Source organism: Pantoea sp. BR_17, assembly GCF_041955125.1.
Classification (GTDB): Bacteria; Pseudomonadota; Gammaproteobacteria; order Enterobacterales; family Enterobacteriaceae; genus Pantoea; species Pantoea stewartii.
Window position 1 is genome coordinate 1 of the sequence record NZ_JAVAXT010000014.1, and the last position, 15161, is coordinate 15161.

Sequence of the window (15161 nt, forward strand, 5' to 3'; positions counted from 1 at the left end):
AGCCATGAATTCCCCCTGGCTCTGATAGCGCGGACCGAAAAGCAGCTGCGTGGCTTCGTCGCTCCTGCCGTTTTTCGCGAGGGCCACAACTTCATCAAGGAAAGGCAGGAAGAGGTCTGCCCGGTCCGTGAGACGCTTAAAGATTTCCAGCCCTGTGGGTGAGCTCACCTGTTTCCGGAGCAGTCCGAGCAGGCCGTCAAGCTCATGCCTTTCGCTGCGGTAGTCACTGATGGCTTTCTCTCTCTGAGACTCGTCTTTGAGGAGAATTGCATTGCGGGCGAGGCGGCTCATGTCTGATGTGAGATAGCGCAGAGACTGGGAGGCGGAAGATTTGCTGTAAAGGCTGCCTGAAATGTCATCGTTCGCACTGCCGAGCGAGTTAATTTTAAGGACGCCAATCAGCACCATGATAATCACAAGCAATGCCATAAAGCCGAAAGCCACACTGAGTCTTATACCTATTTTAATGTTGTTCATACAGGTTCCCTGGTGTCGGGTATCAGCACTGATGTATGGAGACGTCAGTGCTGATACAGAAGCTCTCCTGCGCAGCAGAAGGACGATGTAGTACATTTCCGTTTAGTTTTATGACGGAATTATTACTATCGGCAGCGATTAAAGAATGTTCATTCTGACTGTATCAGGCCTAAAAGCCGGGGAGAGCGCATGGCTGTTTCTGAGCCAGCGTTAAACCGGGCTGAGCAGCGAAAGGAAAGGCGGTAAGCACTACTTTTCAGTCTTAAAGGCAGGAAGAAGACTGGAATGCCCGCATTTCAGTTTTTGCAGATTTTTCCTGATGAACATGTCCGCTTTGTGCCAGAAGCGGACGTTGGTAGCTGGTAAAAGCTGTAGTGATACTTCGCCGGAGAGAGTAGACCTGTCCGGTTTAGATATCGAAGAATATTTATCTGATTTCGTTTTTTGCAAAACTGCTGTTTAGGTTTTTCAGCACTTCATTGATACCTCTGCTTACAATCCGGTCTTCCCGCATGACTGTCCCGAGAGTCCGGTGAAGAGGGGGCGTCACAGAGTAAAGATCGAGCCCCGATCTTTCCTCAATGCATGCAACGGACATTCTGGGAACAATGCTGTAGCCAAGACCGGCACGGACCATTCTTTTAATAGCTTCGATACTGCCAAGCTCCATGACCGGGCAGGCAATATGTCCCGTCTCCCGGAACCACTGGTCAATCAGGGCGCGTGTCCCGCTTCCCGGTTCAAAGATAATCAGCGGCAGCGGCAACAAAGCGCCCGGATTCCATATTTTCGCACTCGGCTCTGATGCATCCTTTTCCATGATGACAACAAACTCATCCGTACCCAGCGGGATGATGCTCAGGTTTTTACCTGCAGCTGGCAGAGTCACCAGGCCAATATCTATACGATTTTCCTCCACGCCCCGCACTATATCGGAAGTGTTACCTGTGCGTACGTCCACCTTCAGCAGGGGATGGGCCTGCCGCAGTTGCTGTAGTAAGGGGGGAAGTAAATGAATACAGGCCGTTGCGCCTGTGCCAACAGTAACAGTGCCGGTTATCTCATCAGAATGCTGGCACACCGATTCAACTGCTGTACTTACCACTGCATCAATTTTCATGCTGTGCTCAACGAGAGTCAGCCCGGCTGGCGTGGGCCTTACTCCCCGGCTGGTTCGCTCAATAAGCCGGACCTGAAGCGCCTGCTCCAGTTGTCTTATATGCAGGCTCACTGCCGGCTGCGACAGACCAAGTGCTTCAGCCGCTCCGGAGAAACTGCCCCGGCTGACGACCAGTCTGAAAGTAGCCAGGTGATCGAGGTTCAGGTTTGCCATGCCAAAATTTTCCTTATACCGCTGATAAGTCCTGCTGCCTGTCTGAAATTATTCATTCCGGTTAGTCTCTGCTTATGACCGCAGAAGGAGCCGTACCGATGGAAATAACCGAAGCAGATGAACGACATATTCCTGCCATCCAGCAGATTTATGCTTATCACGTATTGCATGGCACCGCCACTTTTGAAACTGAACCGCCGGATCCGGCTGAAATGACAGCCCGCCTGAAAAAGGTGCGTGCAGCAGGACTGCCCTGGTTTGTGGCTGTTGAGGACGGCAATGTCCGCGGATACTGCTACCTGTCACTCTACCGGGAACGGTGTGCCTACAGATTCACCCTGGAGAATTCTGTATATATTGCCCCCAACTTTCAGGGCCAGGGGATCGGAAAAAAGTTGTTATTGAGTGCGGTCACATGGGCAGAGGACCGTAGCTTTCGCCAGCTCGTGGCCGTAGTTGGAAATAGCGAAAATAGCGCCTCTCTTGCCCTGCATCGCGCGGCAGGCTTCAGCATTACAGGAACGCTCAGATCTGTGGGCTTCAAGCACGGACGCTGGCTTGATACGGTCATCATGCAGCGTACGCTCGGGCAGGGCGACGCCACATTTCCGGAGAGCACGGGTTGACTGACGGGCATCTGACAGGCCGCACCATTTTCTGCATTGGCATGACGCAGCTAATCAACTGGGGTATCACATTCTATATGCCGGGGGTCTTCGGGACCGCCATCATGTCGGAGACAGGCCGGTCACCAGTTGTGACATTCTCCGGGCTGACTATTGCCATGCTTGTTATGGGGCTTGTCTCGCCACTTACCGGCCCCCTTATAGCACGTACCGGCGGGCGTACGGTGATGATGGTGGGAACCTTCGTCATAGTCCTCGGTTGTTTTCTGATGGCTTTTACCCATTCAACAACATCGTGGGTTGCCGTCTGGCTCCTGATGGGAGCTGGCATGCGACTTGCCCTGTATGATGCCGCATTTGCGCTGCTTGTAGAAATTGCAGGCGCAGAGGCCCGTCGGGCAATCACCCTGGTCACACTGCTGGGTGGTCTCGCGTCAGTCGCGTTCTGGCCTGCTGGCGCTGCGCTACTGCACTTTACCGACTGGCGGCATGCCATTATCGTTTACGGCTGTGCAGGCATTGTCAGCCTGCTTTTTTTGACCACCGTTCCGGCAGGTTATCGGCGTCAACCTCCCGTTGCCGGGCAGCCCGCTCTTCAGGCGATCGGACCAGCAGAAGACCGGAAAGCCTTCATCAGCGGCCTGTGGTACGCCACGCTGATAGCGCTGATAAGCTTTGTTTCCACCGGCGTGTCCGCTCATTTTCCTCAGATACTGGCCGCTTATGGTATGCCCGCCGTAGCGGGTATGTTGTGGGGGGTGGGACAGGTGAGCGCCAGACTGCTGGACGTGGCTTCCGGTGCACGTACTTCAGCGATCCGTCTGAGCCTGTTTACCGGCATTATTCTGCCATTATGCTTTCTGGTTGGCCTTGCAGGGAATGTTACCCCGGTGGCTACAGCCATCTTTATTCTGAGTTACGGGGCTGTAAACGGACTGAGTACGGTCATTAAGGCCGTCCTGCCTCTTGTGCTGTTTGATCCGCAGCAGTATGCCCGTAAAACAGGCTTACTGCTGTCACCCGCTTTTTTGCTCGCGGCGCTCGCGCCGTCAGTTTACGCCATACTGCTGGAGCAATACGGCACACCCGGCACGCTGCTTTTATCTGCCATCCTTACCCTGTTCATCACGGCGATTTCCATAGTGATCTGGCGTCGTCATCCTTCCTCTGCTGGACCGAACCGGGATAAGGGCGAGCCATCCATTCCGGGGAAAAATATTTGACGCTGATTATATTTCTATTATTCTGGAAATATAGTTAAAGGAGGGCGTATGGATTTAAAAACAGCAGCAAATGCGCTTCGGGAGCTGGGGCACCCGACCCGTCTTAGCGTATACCGGGAGCTGGTGAGAGCGGGTCATGACGGCCTGCCAGTCGGTGTTCTGCAGAAGCGCCTCGGTATTCCGCCCTCCACGCTCAGTCATCATATTTCGGCGCTGATGTCCGCGGGCCTGATCAGCCAGGAACGGCAGAGCCGTACCTTGTTTTGCAGACCTTGCTATACGCAGCTTGAACAACTGATGGCCTTTCTTACAGAAGAATGCTGCGCAGGCAGTAGCTGCAGCCTGTCACCCGCGACGACTCACGAAGAGACCTCATTGTGAATGACATGAACGATACCCTGAAAAATGTTGATACTTCACTCCTGGACGTGCCGCTGACGGAAGATAAGCTGAGGGCTGCAGAAGTGGCGCACCCGCCCCGCATTCTGATGCTCTACGGCTCGCTGCGGGAACGATCTTATAGCCGGCTGACGACGGAAGAAGCCGCCCGGCTGCTGACGGCAATGGGTGCAGAGGTCAAAATTTTTAATCTGTCCGGTCTGCCGCTGCCTGATGATGCCCCTGAAACGCATCCCAAAGTTGTGGAACTGCGTGAACTGGTTCTCTGGTCGGAAGGCATGATCTGGTGCTCCCCGGAGCGTCACGGCGCTATGACCGGCATCATGAAGGCGCAGATTGACTGGATACCGCTGACGTCAGGTGCGTTTCGCCCGTCGCAGGGAAAAACCCTGGCCGTCATGCAGGTCAGCGGCGGCTCGCAGTCTTTCAACGCAGTTAATCAGATGCGCATTCTGGGGCGCTGGATGCGTATGATTACTATCCCGAATCAGTCATCCGTGGCAAAAGCCTGGGCTGAATTTGATGAAGATGGTTGCATGAAGCCTTCGCCTTACTACGATCGCATCGTGGACGTAATGGAGGAGCTGATGAAGTTCACTCTGTTGACGCGCGGGCGCAGTGAGTACCTGACCGATCGCTACAGCGAAAGGAAAGAAAGTGCCGCGCAGCTCTCTGAGCGGGTTAATCAGCGCAGTATATGAAAAAAGCCGGCATCTGCCGGCTTCTGTTTTTGCGTCTCCCTTCCTGCCGGCAGCACACTGAAAAAATCAGTGGCTGATCCGGTTTCCGTGTTCATCAATGACTTTTTCGCCGTCCTCTTTCGTAAATGCTCCCTGCTGCGGGTCAGGCAGAATGTCCAGAACCGCTTCAGACGGACGACAGAGTCTTGTGCCGAGCGGCGTCACAACCACGGGGCGGTTGATGAGGATAGGGTGAGCCAGCATCGCATTCAGCAGTTCATCATCGTTGAACCGGTCTTCTGCCAGCTCCAGCTGCTCATACGGCTCTGTATTTTTGCGCAGCAGGGCGCGTGCGCTAATACCCATATCAGCTATCAGCTTTTTAAGCTCGTCGCGGGATGGTGGCATCTCCAGATACAAAATCACTGTTGGCTCCACGCCACTGTTACGGATAAGCGCCAGAGTATTACGGGACGTTCCGCAGGCCGGATTGTGATAAATAGTGATATCAGTCATAAACGGTACTCCGTTAAGGAGCTGCACAGACGCAGCCCCGGGGTTAAGGTTGAAAAGACAGGCGCAGGGCCAGCGCCGCCAGCGTCACAAAAAGTACCGGCAGGGTCATCACAATGCCCACGCGGAAGTAGTAGCCCCAGCTGATGGTGATGTTTTTCTGAGCCAGCACATGCAGCCACAGCAGTGTCGCCAGGCTGCCGATGGGTGTGATTTTCGGGCCGAGATCGCAGCCGATGATGTTGGCGTATACCATTGCCTCTTTCACCACGCCCAGAGCCGTGCTGCCGTCAATCGAAAGCGCGCCAATCAGCACGGTAGGCATGTTGTTCATTACGGAAGAGAGTGCCGCAGTCAGGAAGCCGGTGCCAAGTGTAGCGCCCCAGACGCCGTGCTCAGCAAAACGGTTCAAAGCAGCAGAGAGGTAATCTGTCAGGCCGGCGTTACGCAGGCCATATACCACGAGGTACATGCCCAGCGAGAAAATGACTATCTGCCAGGGCGCACCTTTCAGCACCTTGCGGGTGTCGATAACCTGTCCTTTTTGGGCAACCAGCCAGAGAACAAACGCCCCAACCGCTGCTACCAGGCTGACCGGTACTCCAAGGGGCTCAAGGCCGAAAAATCCGACCAGCAGCAGAAGTAAAATAAACCATCCAGCCCGAAAGGTGCGCATGTCGCGTATAGCTTCCGCTGGCGCTTTCAGCTTCGCCAGGTCATAGGTTGCCGGGATCTCTTTGCGGAAAAACAGATGCAGCATCACCAGCGTAGCCACCACGGAAGCAATATTCACCGGCACCATGACGGAAGCATACTCACTGAAGCCCAGCTTAAAGAAGTCCGCCGTGACGATGTTGACCAGGTTCGACACGATCAGCGGCAGGCTGGAAGTGTCCGCGATAAAGCCCGCTGCCATTACAAATGCCAGCGTGGCAGCCGGACTGAAGCCCAGCGCCAGGAGCATGGCAATAACGATTGGCGTCAGGATAAGCGCCGCGCCGTCATTGGCGAACAGCGATGCCACTGCCGCGCCCAGCAAAATAATATAGGTGAACAGCAGCCTTCCTCTGCCGCCTCCCCAGCGGGAAACATGGAGTGCTGCCCACTCAAAAAAGCCGGACTCATCTAACAGCAGGCTGATGATGATGACCGCGATAAACGTGGCCGTCGCATTCCAGACAATCTGCCATACCGCAGGAATATCACCGATATGCACCACGCCGGTCAGTAGCGCCAGAGCGGCCCCGATAACGGCACTCCAGCCAATACTCAGTCCTTTCGGCTGCCAGATAACCAGTACCAGCGTCAGAACAAAAATCGCACCCGCCAGAAACATATACTCTCCTTTAATACTGCACCTGTCAGACCTGGCGCAGAGAACTTAAAGATATACATACGTTAAAACGCATATGAATAATTAAAAAATTTAAATGCAGATTGGCTTGCCGTTGGTGGTTACATTGTCCAGCTCAGCCTGCTGGCTGAGCTGCAGGATGTCATCCCGCTGGCACAGATAAGCCTGTTCAATTACAGCTGCCGCCCAAGCGGGCATATGAGGTGACAGCCGGTAATGAATCCACTTGCCATCACGCCTGTCGATAAGCAGACCGGCGTCCCGAAGTAATGCAAGATGACGAGAAATTTTGGGCTGAGATTCTCTGAGAGTAGATGTGAGTTCGCAGACGCAAAGTTCTCCCTTTTCCCGCAGCAACAGCACCAGACTGAGCCGTGTTTCGTCAGAAAGCGTTTTGAAAAGCTGTAGAGGATTGAGCTGAAGCATTAAAACTCCTGTTTAACAAACAGTGAGCAGTATCGCTAAGTAGGGGGTAGCGAGCAACTATACATTCGTTAAAACATATATATTTTTGGTGGTTTTTTATCTTGCAGGTCAGATATAGAGTACGTCGATAAATAAGTTGTAATCGATCAAGGTCCGCTCCTCGCTCATATGGGACAACCATAATCACATCTCCTAACCCAAAGGAGATTGAGCATGACAACATCCCCCTGGAACAAGGGCCGTATTATTGGCCAGAAACGGCCTCTTCAGATCTCTCATATCTGGGGTATCCGTATCAGACTTGAGCTGGAAGGAAAAGTACGCGATTTAGCTCTGTTTAACATGGCTCTGGACAGTAAACTTCGGGGCTGTGATCTGGTAAAGCTAAAAGTTTCTGATGTAGCCTATGGCCACTCTGTTTCGGGCAGAGCGACAGTGCTGCAGCAAAAAACTGGAAGTCCTGTACAGTTTGAACTTACTAAAGGAACAAGAGAGGCTGTAGCAGCCTGGATCAAAATGGCTCATCTACATAGTAGCGACTATCTATTCCAGTCCCGCGTCGGTTCTTCACGACATATCTCAACCAGGCAATATAACCGTATTTTTCATGGATGGATTGATAAGCTGGGTCTCGACGAGACTCTGTACAGTACGCATTCTATGCGAAGAACCAAGCCATGTCTGATATATAAAAAAACGAAGAATCTTCGAGTGATCCAGCTACTTTTAGGTCACAAAAATCTCGAAAGTACCGTCCGTTATCTCGGTATTGAAGTGGATGATGCCCTGGAGATATCTGAGTCTATTGAAGTTTGATTTAGGAGGGCTGCAACAGCAGCCCGGTGCCAAAAGGAGACATCATTTGAGGAATATACAAATTAAAAAATGAAAGCACGGTTAGATATGCTTTCATGCCATCCAACTGGCAACGATTTTAATCAACCTTACCAGCAATCCGATCAAATAAAACCTCAGGATCTATAGTTTGAGTTCTGGTGCGCATCAGCGACAGTTGTCTGAAATGCGGGCTGCCATGAGCTATTACGGGCAAAAGCGCAGCGCCAATTGCAGGGGCCATAGCTCCAAGACGCGCACTTTCTAACCGCGACGTGTCTCTTGTTTTTCGGGCAGAGACAGAAGGAAGTAATGGATAGGTGCGATCAACCAGCGAGGAAAACAGCGCTGAAGGAAGATAGCCCCCAATCAAAATTTTCTGCGGATCGAACATGTTTTCAATGACTGAAATAAGGATACGTAACCGCTTACTGTTGCATTCCAGCCATGACATCAGCTGACTGTCTCGTTGAACGTACAATTTTTCAAGATAGCCGGGCTTTTCAACCGCATCCAGGTCAACGTTCAACGTGGTTGCCAGCTCCTCTAATGAGAAAGGGGGAATATCGCGGGGGCACTTCGTTAACTCAGGTGGCCAGCAGATCATCCCAATCTCACCCGCATTGTTAAACGCCCCCTGAAACGGCAGACCGTCGACAATGATTCCGGCACCCAGTCCGTGACCGACAAAGATATAGACGTAATGCGTCATTCCACTGGCTGCCCCCGCATGGCGTTCTGCTATCGCAGCGGCAGTCGCATCATTCTCAACAATAACCGGTACCCCACAGCGCGCTTCAAGCCTGTCGGCGACGGGAATCTGGCTCCACGACTGCCAACCCGGTGCACCGACGTACTCCTCGTATCCGGCCTCCTGCAGGGTCGGCATCGCGATGCCGGTTCCCCACACAGGTATCCCCTCACACTTCAGCGTCAGATCGGCAATGACGTGGGCGATGGTGTCGAGGCTCGCTTCAGGATTATTCCACTCAATTGGCGCGTGCAGGCTGGCTAACGCATTTGCGGCAAGGTCACAGGCGACAGCAGTAATCCCTTTCCGATCAAGATGTATTCCTAAAGCACAACCTGCGCGATGATTAAGCCGCAACAACTTTTGCGGGGCACCGCGTCGGTGTTGCAGGCGCCCTTCCTCACTGACCAGCCCACGCTCAAGCAAATCCTTTGTGATGTTAGTAATCGTTTGAGGCTGGAGTCCTGTTGCGTTGACCAGGTCCGATCGCGATAGCACACCAGCCGTACGGATCAGATCAAAAACCAGCCTGCGATTATAGCGGCCTGAAAAGGCATGGTTATTACCCGGGTATGCCACAGTGCTTTCGCCTTTTTTAAATCCATTAAATGGATAATAGAATGGAGAGCCTAATCACGTCCAGCGCTCAATTTTTAAAAAAATCGATTTTTGTCATAAAAAAATCATAAAAGCCCCGTTTAATTGCCCACATTCACAATTTAATTAAACCATTAACTGGATTTAAATGCAGGAGTGTGCCGACAATGAGTAAGGTGTTTTATTCCTTGGTCGCGTTGACCGTCAGCGCGTTATTAATGACGGGCACCGCCAGTTCTTCTGAGTTGGTGATTTACACGGCTCACGGTGAAACGACGACATCACCTGTCCTTGAGATGTTTAAAAAAGTGCATCCGGAAATTAACGTCACACTGGTAAGAGGCGGTACTGGCGAAGTGGTCGAAAGGCTGCGCGCCGAAGCAGGCAACCCTTCAGCCGATCTCCTGTGGGGCGGCCCCACACAGATTTATGATGAAAATGCGGCTCTGTTCCAGCCTTATGAGAGCAAAACAGACAGTGCAATGGTCACCGCAGATCCACGTCATATCTGGCATCCTTTTACCCTTCTTCTGCAACCCATCATCGTGAGTACGAAGCGTGTCCCTTCAACAGAAATGCCGTCCTCGCAGGCTGATATGGTGACAGGAAAATGGCGAAAACAGGGGACATTGATCATCCCCGATCCGGCCCGTTCGGGAACCGGTTATACCCTGATATCGGCGCTTGCCGGACAGTTTGGTTGGCCGTTTATCAGCAATTTGGTCAAAGGTGCACGGATCGCAGCAGGCTCCGATGATGCCTTCAACGCCGTCCGTGATGGCGAAGCCGCGGCAGGCTGGATAAACGAAGATTTGGGCGCTAAATGGAAAGCCAACGGACTGCCGGTCAGCATTGTTTATCCCACTGATGCGGTGACCGGTCAGATTGATGCACAGGCTGTCGTTCAGGGCGCTCCTCATCCCAATCAGGCCAAACTGTTTATCGACTTTCTCGGACAGAAAGACACGCATGAAAAAGTCAGGGATCTCACGATACGTCGTTCAGCCCGCTCAGATGTCGCGCCTCCCGCTGCGCTTCCCGATCTGAGCACGCTCAATATTATCTCGCCACAGGACCCTAAACAGGTTGTCGTCGCACGTTTTCAGGCGGCGTTACCAAAATGAAAGGGCTTCGTGATTCATGGCGCTGGTTCACCGTCCTTATGCTGCTGTTCTGTGGAATAACCATCCTCTGGCCTCAGGCTCGCCTGCTCAGCGCATCATTGCTGAGCGACAGTGGCAAATTTACCCTTGTAAGTCGGGCTGGAGGGCTTGACGCCGTTCCGGAAATGACTCGCGACTATACGCTGAAAACAGATAAGGATGGCGTGACGGTGACAAAACGTGGCGATGAACCACTGCGTTTTGTCGCCTCGGGCACAAATAAAATAGTGATTCACAGTACATCGCCGCTCAGCGTTACCTCTGCAAGCCGCGGAGAAATGCATTTAGGCGTGGGCAGCGACACTTTACTCCTGACTCAGCAAGCGCCGCGAAGCCTTTTCAGTCGAACAGCGGCAAAATCGCTAACGGCTACCTTGCAGCCAGACGGAACAGTCATTCTCGGGCACGCGACGAATGCATTTATCACAGCAGAAAATCCGACGCTGACCTATACGCTCAGCCATTATTTTGCCTTTATTGCCACCAGTGAAACGCTGCACGCTACCCTGAACAGCCTGATGATTTCCTTTTTTGCCACGACGCTCGCCGCGTTAATTGGCGTTTCGCTGGCCTATATGATCGCGCGCTTCAGAATTGCAGGCGCCAACGCGCTTGTTTTCATGGTGACAATGGCATCGGTTTCTCCCCCTTTCCTTGGTGCCTATGCCTGGCGGCTTCTGCTGGGACGCAACGGGATTGTGACGACGTTGCTGGACTTGCAGACGTCAATTGTGGGCATTTATGGGGTCACTTGGGTCATCACCTGGCTGGTTTTTCCGGTTATATTTTTGCTCAGTTACAGCGCCTTTCGGCAACTGGATGCGTCCCATATTGAGGCAGCAGAGTCTCTGGGCGCATCCCCCTTACGTGCCCGTCTGACAGTGGAGATTCCGTTAGCCATGCCGGGAATCGTGACAGGGCTCTATCTGGCGATGATGGCGGCCCTGTCAGACTTCGGCACACCGCGCATCATTGGTCTTGATTTGAATGTCTTACCTGTACTGATCTATAACGCGTTTCTGAGTGAAGCGGGAAGAAACCCTGCACTGGCGGCCACGGGTTCAGTGGTTCTGGTTACGATTTCCAGCCTTTTTCTCATGATGCAGCAGCTCTATCTTTCACGTCGTGGGTATGCTGCCGTTTCATCACGGCGTCCCAAACAACGCGAACTCTCACGTGCAGGTCACTGCCTGACCCTTATTCTGAGCGGCTGTGTTCTGCTGCTGGCCTTTGTCCCGCACATCACTGTCCTGGTTACCAGCTTTGTTAAATGGCGTGTGGGCCTGCCAACGCTGACGCCCACGCTGGCTAACTATATAACCATGTGGCAAAACGGGTTGATGCCCGCATGGGTCACGCTGTCACTGGGTCTTTCGGGCACGCTGTTTGCCTTTGCCGGTGGACTGGGCGTGGCTTACGTTCTGGTGCGTAAACGCTACACATTCCTTGCGCCTTCGCTTAGCGGTCTTGTCATGTTGCCTTATGTTATTCCTGGAACCGTGCTGGGCATCGGGCTGATCCTGATTTTCAATCAGGCACCTCTGCAGCTCACCGGGACGTGGTTTATTCTGGCACTGGCTTACGTCGTCCGAAACCTGCCCTTTACCGTTAAAGCGTCTGAAGCCGCACTTCGCCAGGTTCATCCTGCTCTCGACGAAGCCGCCATCAGCTTAGGTGCCAGACCCGCTCGCGTTTTTCTGACCATCACGGCCCCGCTAATGCTGGCCGGGGCACTCACCGGTGCGACGCTGACTTTTTTACATATCGTCACTGAACTGTCTTCGACAATCGTCCTCTATCGTCCGCCCTGGAAGCCCATGACGGCCGTAATATTTGAAAACACGCTGGTCGATGCCGATTTTGGCATTTCTGCAGCCCAGACGATTTTGCTGATGCTGATTATCTATGTGCCACTTTATGCCGTTGTCCGCTACGGGCAGTCGGAGAGGAACAATTATGTCTGACATTCATCACGACGCAGCATCGCGGCGAGGCTGTGAGGTGACTATTCAGTCTGTATCAAAACGCTACAGCACGCATCTTGTTCTGGATGATGTCTCAATGACGATCCGACCGGGTGAGTTCTTTACGTTGCTGGGCCCGTCAGGCTGCGGTAAAACGACATTACTTCGTTCAGTGGCAGGCTTTCATGCGATTAACAGCGGCCACATCTTATTTGACGGCGTCGACGTGTCAACACGCGCCCCCTGGGACAGAAATATCGGTTTTGTCTTCCAGAACTACGCGCTGTGGCCCAATAAAACCATCTTCGATAACGTGGCTTACGGACTTAAGTTACGGAAAATCAGTAGAGAAGACATTCAAAAGCGGGTTCGCCTTGCACTGGCTCAGGTGCAGCTTCGCCATGTGGAAGACCGCTATCCGGCTGAAATGAGCGGCGGCATGCAGCAGCGCATCGCAATGGCCCGCGCACTTGTTATCGATCCGCCACTGTTGTTACTGGATGAGCCGATGTCCAACCTTGACGCAAAACTCCGCGTCTCGTTAAGGCAGGAACTGCGTGAATTACAGCAGCGCATCGGTGTGACCGCTATTTATGTCACACACGATCAGGAAGAGGCGTTGGCGCTGTCTGACCGCATTGCCGTGATGAAGGGAGGAAAAGTCGATCAGCTCGCCTGCCCGGAAGCGGTCTATTCCCGTCCCGAAACGCGCTTTGTGGCAGACTTTGTCGGTCAGGCCAACTTTATCGACGGCGTACTGGAAGACCAGGGCTTCAGACCGGATGACGGTCCTTTTTTAAACATCATCGATCCGTCACGCAGAGGACGAGCAACCTTTTTCGTGCGTCCCGAAAGCGTTCACTTTTGTGAGCCGGGCACTGGCGCCTGCGACGTGACCGTCACGGATGTACGTTATATTGGCCGCGCATGGGTTCACACCTTGTCATTCAGCCCCCTGCACAGCCTCTCAGCTGAAGCCAGCGCCCCTCTGCCGCGCGGCAAGCGAGTTGGCATTACGTTTGGCAACCCACGTTTTATGAAGGAGGAGGCATGACAAAAAATGACCTCGACAGACCTCGCCTTCTTCTGGCGGCGAAACGCGCAGCCCGGGCAGGCGGTGCTGAGCTGGTTAAGCGCTTTGGCAGTCTGGAAGACACCGACATCAGTAAGAAAGGCACCGCAGATTATGCTTCTGCCGCCGATCTGGCTGCAGAAAGCATCATCTTTTCGCGTCTTAACGAAGACGCGCCGGGTTTTGGTTTCCTGGGAGAAGAAACGGGGTTTACCCGCGGCCACCATGCGCAATACTGGGTCGTCGACCCGCTGGATGGCACCAGCAATTTTATCTGGGGTATCCCTTACTTTGCGGTCAGCATTGCGCTCTGCGATGACGAGGGGGAAATACTGGGCGTTGTATACGATCCGCTTCGGGAAGAGTGCTTTACCGCCATCAGAGGTCACGGTGCCCGCCTGGATGGTATGCCGCTTCCCGGTTTGACGGCGAAAACACCGGCTGAAGCACTATGCTCAGTCTCGCTGCCCGTTCCAGGCCAGTTAAAGGTGATTGACCGGGCGGTGCTGTTTAACGGCCTGGCGCGGCTTATGGCTGAAAGCGCAGGCGTCCGGCGACTGGGTTCGGCGGCGCTCGATCTTGCCTATGTCGCGTCAGGCAGACTGGACGCGTTTTTTGAGGACGGGTTGAGTTATTACGATATCGCCGCAGGAAAATTGATTGCCCAGGAGAACGGCATTCAGGTCAGGCAATTTTCTGGCGAAGAAGCCCGTGAAGGTTCGGTGGTAGCAGCGCGTCCTGAACTTTATGACTGGTTCCATCAACGCTTTTCATAACCCCTCAGTGAGCTATATCTACATGCATATATGAAGTGCGCACAGGCAAGATGTGTCAGCCCATAGCTTTTAAAACTATTGAGCACCACAGACCTCAAGTATGCATGTCAGTAGGGTTCGTTTTAACTTCTGACCCGACTTTGACCGGTGTCGCACATAACGGACTCAGGTATTCTTTAATGTCCGCTTGGTGCCAGAAGCGGAAGTAGCAAACAGCACTTAGTGTTGATAATGGGGAGCAGGTCAAACTGACTTATCGGTTCACAGACAGCAAAGACTAAACAGTGTTGCCAGACAGCTCAACGAGAGGCCAAGAAAAACGCTGGACTGTGAATCACCCGCAGAGCGTTTTGACCGATGTGTTGCGTCCATCGGTTGAACTCACAACTCAATGCGGACTTAAACCAGAGTAACCTTCTGCTCTGACATTACCGGCTCACAGATTTAAAGATAATCTAGAAGTTAATCAGTACCAGTGATTACTGTCTCACCTTGCTGGCTTCACTCTACTTCATCCGGATTAGTGGCAGGCGGACCCACTTGCGGGACTGAGTCGTCTTAATCTAATTACTGCTTAGTTAACGAAAACCATTTCAGCAATAATATTCTTTAACTCGTAAAGAAAAGACGCTTCAGATTACCCAGCATATTACCGAGCAGGACAAATGAACGCTGCTGGCTCATGATGTTGATAAATAAATCAGTATCTGCAGCTTTCAACCACTTTTCAAACCCTGCAATGCTATAAATGCGGGATACCTCTTCAAAGTATTGCCTCATATGTTCAAGATTGTTGAGATATACCGAAAGTGAAGGGTAGCTATGAGTACTCATCTGTTCCGTGATCGTGCAGATATGCTCATGAAGTACCACTAGCTCCCTGTGCTTTTCAGAAAAATCAGGATTAGTGTTCATTTCTCTTTCCTTTTTGAGTGCCGCGCGGATGCAGTCCGGTGAGCCGTCGGTTGTGACC

At 52.7% G+C, this 15161-nt stretch carries 16 protein-coding genes and 1 pseudogene; 10 read left to right on the forward strand and 7 right to left on the reverse strand.

Annotated features, from left to right (window positions below):
- Both RAC60_RS18800 and RAC60_RS18805 read right to left on the reverse strand, forming a co-directional pair.
- Positions 1–477 (reverse strand): MCP four helix bundle domain-containing protein (locus RAC60_RS18800; protein ID WP_375094141.1); only part of this gene is annotated, 477 nt, incomplete at its 3' end.
- Positions 478–904: 427 nt separating this feature from the next.
- Entirely contained in the window at positions 905–1810 is a 906-nt protein-coding gene (locus RAC60_RS18805) for a LysR family transcriptional regulator (protein WP_375094142.1), read from the reverse strand.
- Between the two features lie 98 nt (positions 1811–1908).
- Between RAC60_RS18805 and RAC60_RS18810 the strand changes: the two genes are divergently transcribed.
- From RAC60_RS18810 to arsH, 4 genes are read left to right on the forward strand one after another with little or no spacing between them, the layout of a single operon-like run.
- Positions 1909–2436, forward strand: coding sequence for a GNAT family N-acetyltransferase (locus RAC60_RS18810; RefSeq protein WP_058702411.1), 528 nt, complete (start codon positions 1909–1911; stop codon positions 2434–2436).
- A gap of 41 nt (positions 2437–2477) precedes the next feature.
- Positions 2478–3659, forward strand: coding sequence for an MFS transporter (locus RAC60_RS18815; RefSeq protein ID WP_253274990.1), 1182 nt, complete (start codon positions 2478–2480; stop codon positions 3657–3659).
- Between the two features lie 48 nt (positions 3660–3707).
- A complete protein-coding gene (locus tag RAC60_RS18820; RefSeq protein ID WP_033769959.1) occupies positions 3708–4040 on the forward strand; it encodes a helix-turn-helix transcriptional regulator in 333 nt (110 codons plus the stop codon).
- 5 nt (positions 4041–4045) lie between these two features.
- Complete coding sequence (gene arsH, locus RAC60_RS18825; RefSeq protein ID WP_375094144.1) at positions 4046–4759, forward strand: arsenical resistance protein ArsH; 714 nt, start codon at positions 4046–4048, stop codon at positions 4757–4759.
- A 66-nt stretch (positions 4760–4825) separates the two neighbouring features.
- Here arsH and arsC read toward each other — a convergent pair whose 3' ends face one another.
- The 3 genes from arsC to RAC60_RS18840 form a co-directional block, all read right to left on the reverse strand.
- A complete protein-coding gene (arsC, locus tag RAC60_RS18830; protein ID WP_054634131.1) occupies positions 4826–5254 on the reverse strand; it encodes a glutaredoxin-dependent arsenate reductase in 429 nt (142 codons plus the stop codon).
- Positions 5255–5297: 43 nt separating this feature from the next.
- Entirely contained in the window at positions 5298–6587 is a 1290-nt protein-coding gene (locus RAC60_RS18835) for an arsenic transporter (RefSeq protein ID WP_054634132.1), read from the reverse strand.
- A gap of 90 nt (positions 6588–6677) precedes the next feature.
- Entirely contained in the window at positions 6678–7031 is a 354-nt protein-coding gene (locus tag RAC60_RS18840; RefSeq protein ID WP_054634133.1) for a metalloregulator ArsR/SmtB family transcription factor, read from the reverse strand.
- A gap of 213 nt (positions 7032–7244) precedes the next feature.
- On the opposite strand from RAC60_RS18840, the gene RAC60_RS18845 reads away from it, so the two are divergent.
- Positions 7245–7847 (forward strand): site-specific integrase, encoded by a 603-nt coding sequence (locus tag RAC60_RS18845; RefSeq protein ID WP_054634134.1) that lies wholly within the window; start codon positions 7245–7247, stop codon positions 7845–7847.
- A gap of 118 nt (positions 7848–7965) precedes the next feature.
- Here the strand turns inward: RAC60_RS18845 and RAC60_RS18850 are convergent, their stop codons facing one another.
- Positions 7966–9195, reverse strand: coding sequence for an ROK family protein (locus RAC60_RS18850; protein ID WP_375094145.1), 1230 nt, complete (start codon positions 9193–9195; stop codon positions 7966–7968).
- A 185-nt stretch (positions 9196–9380) separates the two neighbouring features.
- Here RAC60_RS18850 and RAC60_RS18855 point away from each other — a divergent pair, with 185 nt between their 5' ends.
- From RAC60_RS18855 to RAC60_RS18875, 5 genes and pseudogenes are all read left to right on the forward strand, one after another.
- The gene (locus tag RAC60_RS18855) at positions 9381–10337 is read left to right on the forward strand and encodes an extracellular solute-binding protein (protein WP_054634135.1); all 957 of its coding nucleotides are present in this window, start codon (positions 9381–9383) and stop codon (positions 10335–10337) included.
- A complete protein-coding gene (locus tag RAC60_RS18860; RefSeq protein ID WP_054634136.1) occupies positions 10334–12340 on the forward strand; it encodes an iron ABC transporter permease in 2007 nt (668 codons plus the stop codon). Before RAC60_RS18855 ends, RAC60_RS18860 begins: the two co-directional genes overlap by 4 nt.
- Entirely contained in the window at positions 12333–13394 is a 1062-nt protein-coding gene (locus RAC60_RS18865) for an ABC transporter ATP-binding protein (protein ID WP_014606777.1), read from the forward strand. Before RAC60_RS18860 ends, RAC60_RS18865 begins: the two co-directional genes overlap by 8 nt.
- Positions 13391–14188, forward strand: a complete 798-nt coding sequence (locus RAC60_RS18870; protein WP_022623065.1) for an inositol monophosphatase family protein — start codon at positions 13391–13393, stop codon at positions 14186–14188. Before RAC60_RS18865 ends, RAC60_RS18870 begins: the two co-directional genes overlap by 4 nt.
- Positions 14189–14435: 247 nt before the next feature.
- Positions 14436–14567 (forward strand): annotated as a pseudogene (locus RAC60_RS18875) (IS30 family transposase); the annotation flags it as partial.
- A gap of 230 nt (positions 14568–14797) precedes the next feature.
- Here the strand turns inward: RAC60_RS18875 and RAC60_RS18880 are convergent.
- Positions 14798–15103, reverse strand: a complete 306-nt coding sequence (locus RAC60_RS18880) for a hypothetical protein (RefSeq protein ID WP_324030707.1) — start codon at positions 15101–15103, stop codon at positions 14798–14800.
- Positions 15104–15161: the final 58 nt, after the last annotated feature.

Coding starts and splice junctions, on each gene's coding strand:
- RAC60_RS18805 (WP_375094142.1), bottom strand. CDS start 1,810: ATGGCAAACCTGAACCTCGATCACCTGGCTACTTTCAGACTGGTCGTC.
- RAC60_RS18810 (WP_058702411.1), top strand. CDS start 1,909: ATGGAAATAACCGAAGCAGATGAACGACATATTCCTGCCATCCAGCAG.
- RAC60_RS18815 (WP_253274990.1), top strand. CDS start 2,478: ATGACGCAGCTAATCAACTGGGGTATCACATTCTATATGCCGGGGGTC.
- RAC60_RS18820 (WP_033769959.1), top strand. CDS start 3,708: ATGGATTTAAAAACAGCAGCAAATGCGCTTCGGGAGCTGGGGCACCCG.
- arsH (WP_375094144.1), top strand. CDS start 4,046: ATGAACGATACCCTGAAAAATGTTGATACTTCACTCCTGGACGTGCCG.
- arsC (WP_054634131.1), bottom strand. CDS start 5,254: ATGACTGATATCACTATTTATCACAATCCGGCCTGCGGAACGTCCCGT.
- RAC60_RS18835 (WP_054634132.1), bottom strand. CDS start 6,587: ATGTTTCTGGCGGGTGCGATTTTTGTTCTGACGCTGGTACTGGTTATC.
- RAC60_RS18840 (WP_054634133.1), bottom strand. CDS start 7,031: ATGCTTCAGCTCAATCCTCTACAGCTTTTCAAAACGCTTTCTGACGAA.
- RAC60_RS18845 (WP_054634134.1), top strand. CDS start 7,245: ATGACAACATCCCCCTGGAACAAGGGCCGTATTATTGGCCAGAAACGG.
- RAC60_RS18855 (WP_054634135.1), top strand. CDS start 9,381: ATGAGTAAGGTGTTTTATTCCTTGGTCGCGTTGACCGTCAGCGCGTTA.
- RAC60_RS18860 (WP_054634136.1), top strand. CDS start 10,334: ATGAAAGGGCTTCGTGATTCATGGCGCTGGTTCACCGTCCTTATGCTG.
- RAC60_RS18865 (WP_014606777.1), top strand. CDS start 12,333: ATGTCTGACATTCATCACGACGCAGCATCGCGGCGAGGCTGTGAGGTG.
- RAC60_RS18870 (WP_022623065.1), top strand. CDS start 13,391: ATGACAAAAAATGACCTCGACAGACCTCGCCTTCTTCTGGCGGCGAAA.
- RAC60_RS18880 (WP_324030707.1), bottom strand. CDS start 15,103: ATGAACACTAATCCTGATTTTTCTGAAAAGCACAGGGAGCTAGTGGTA.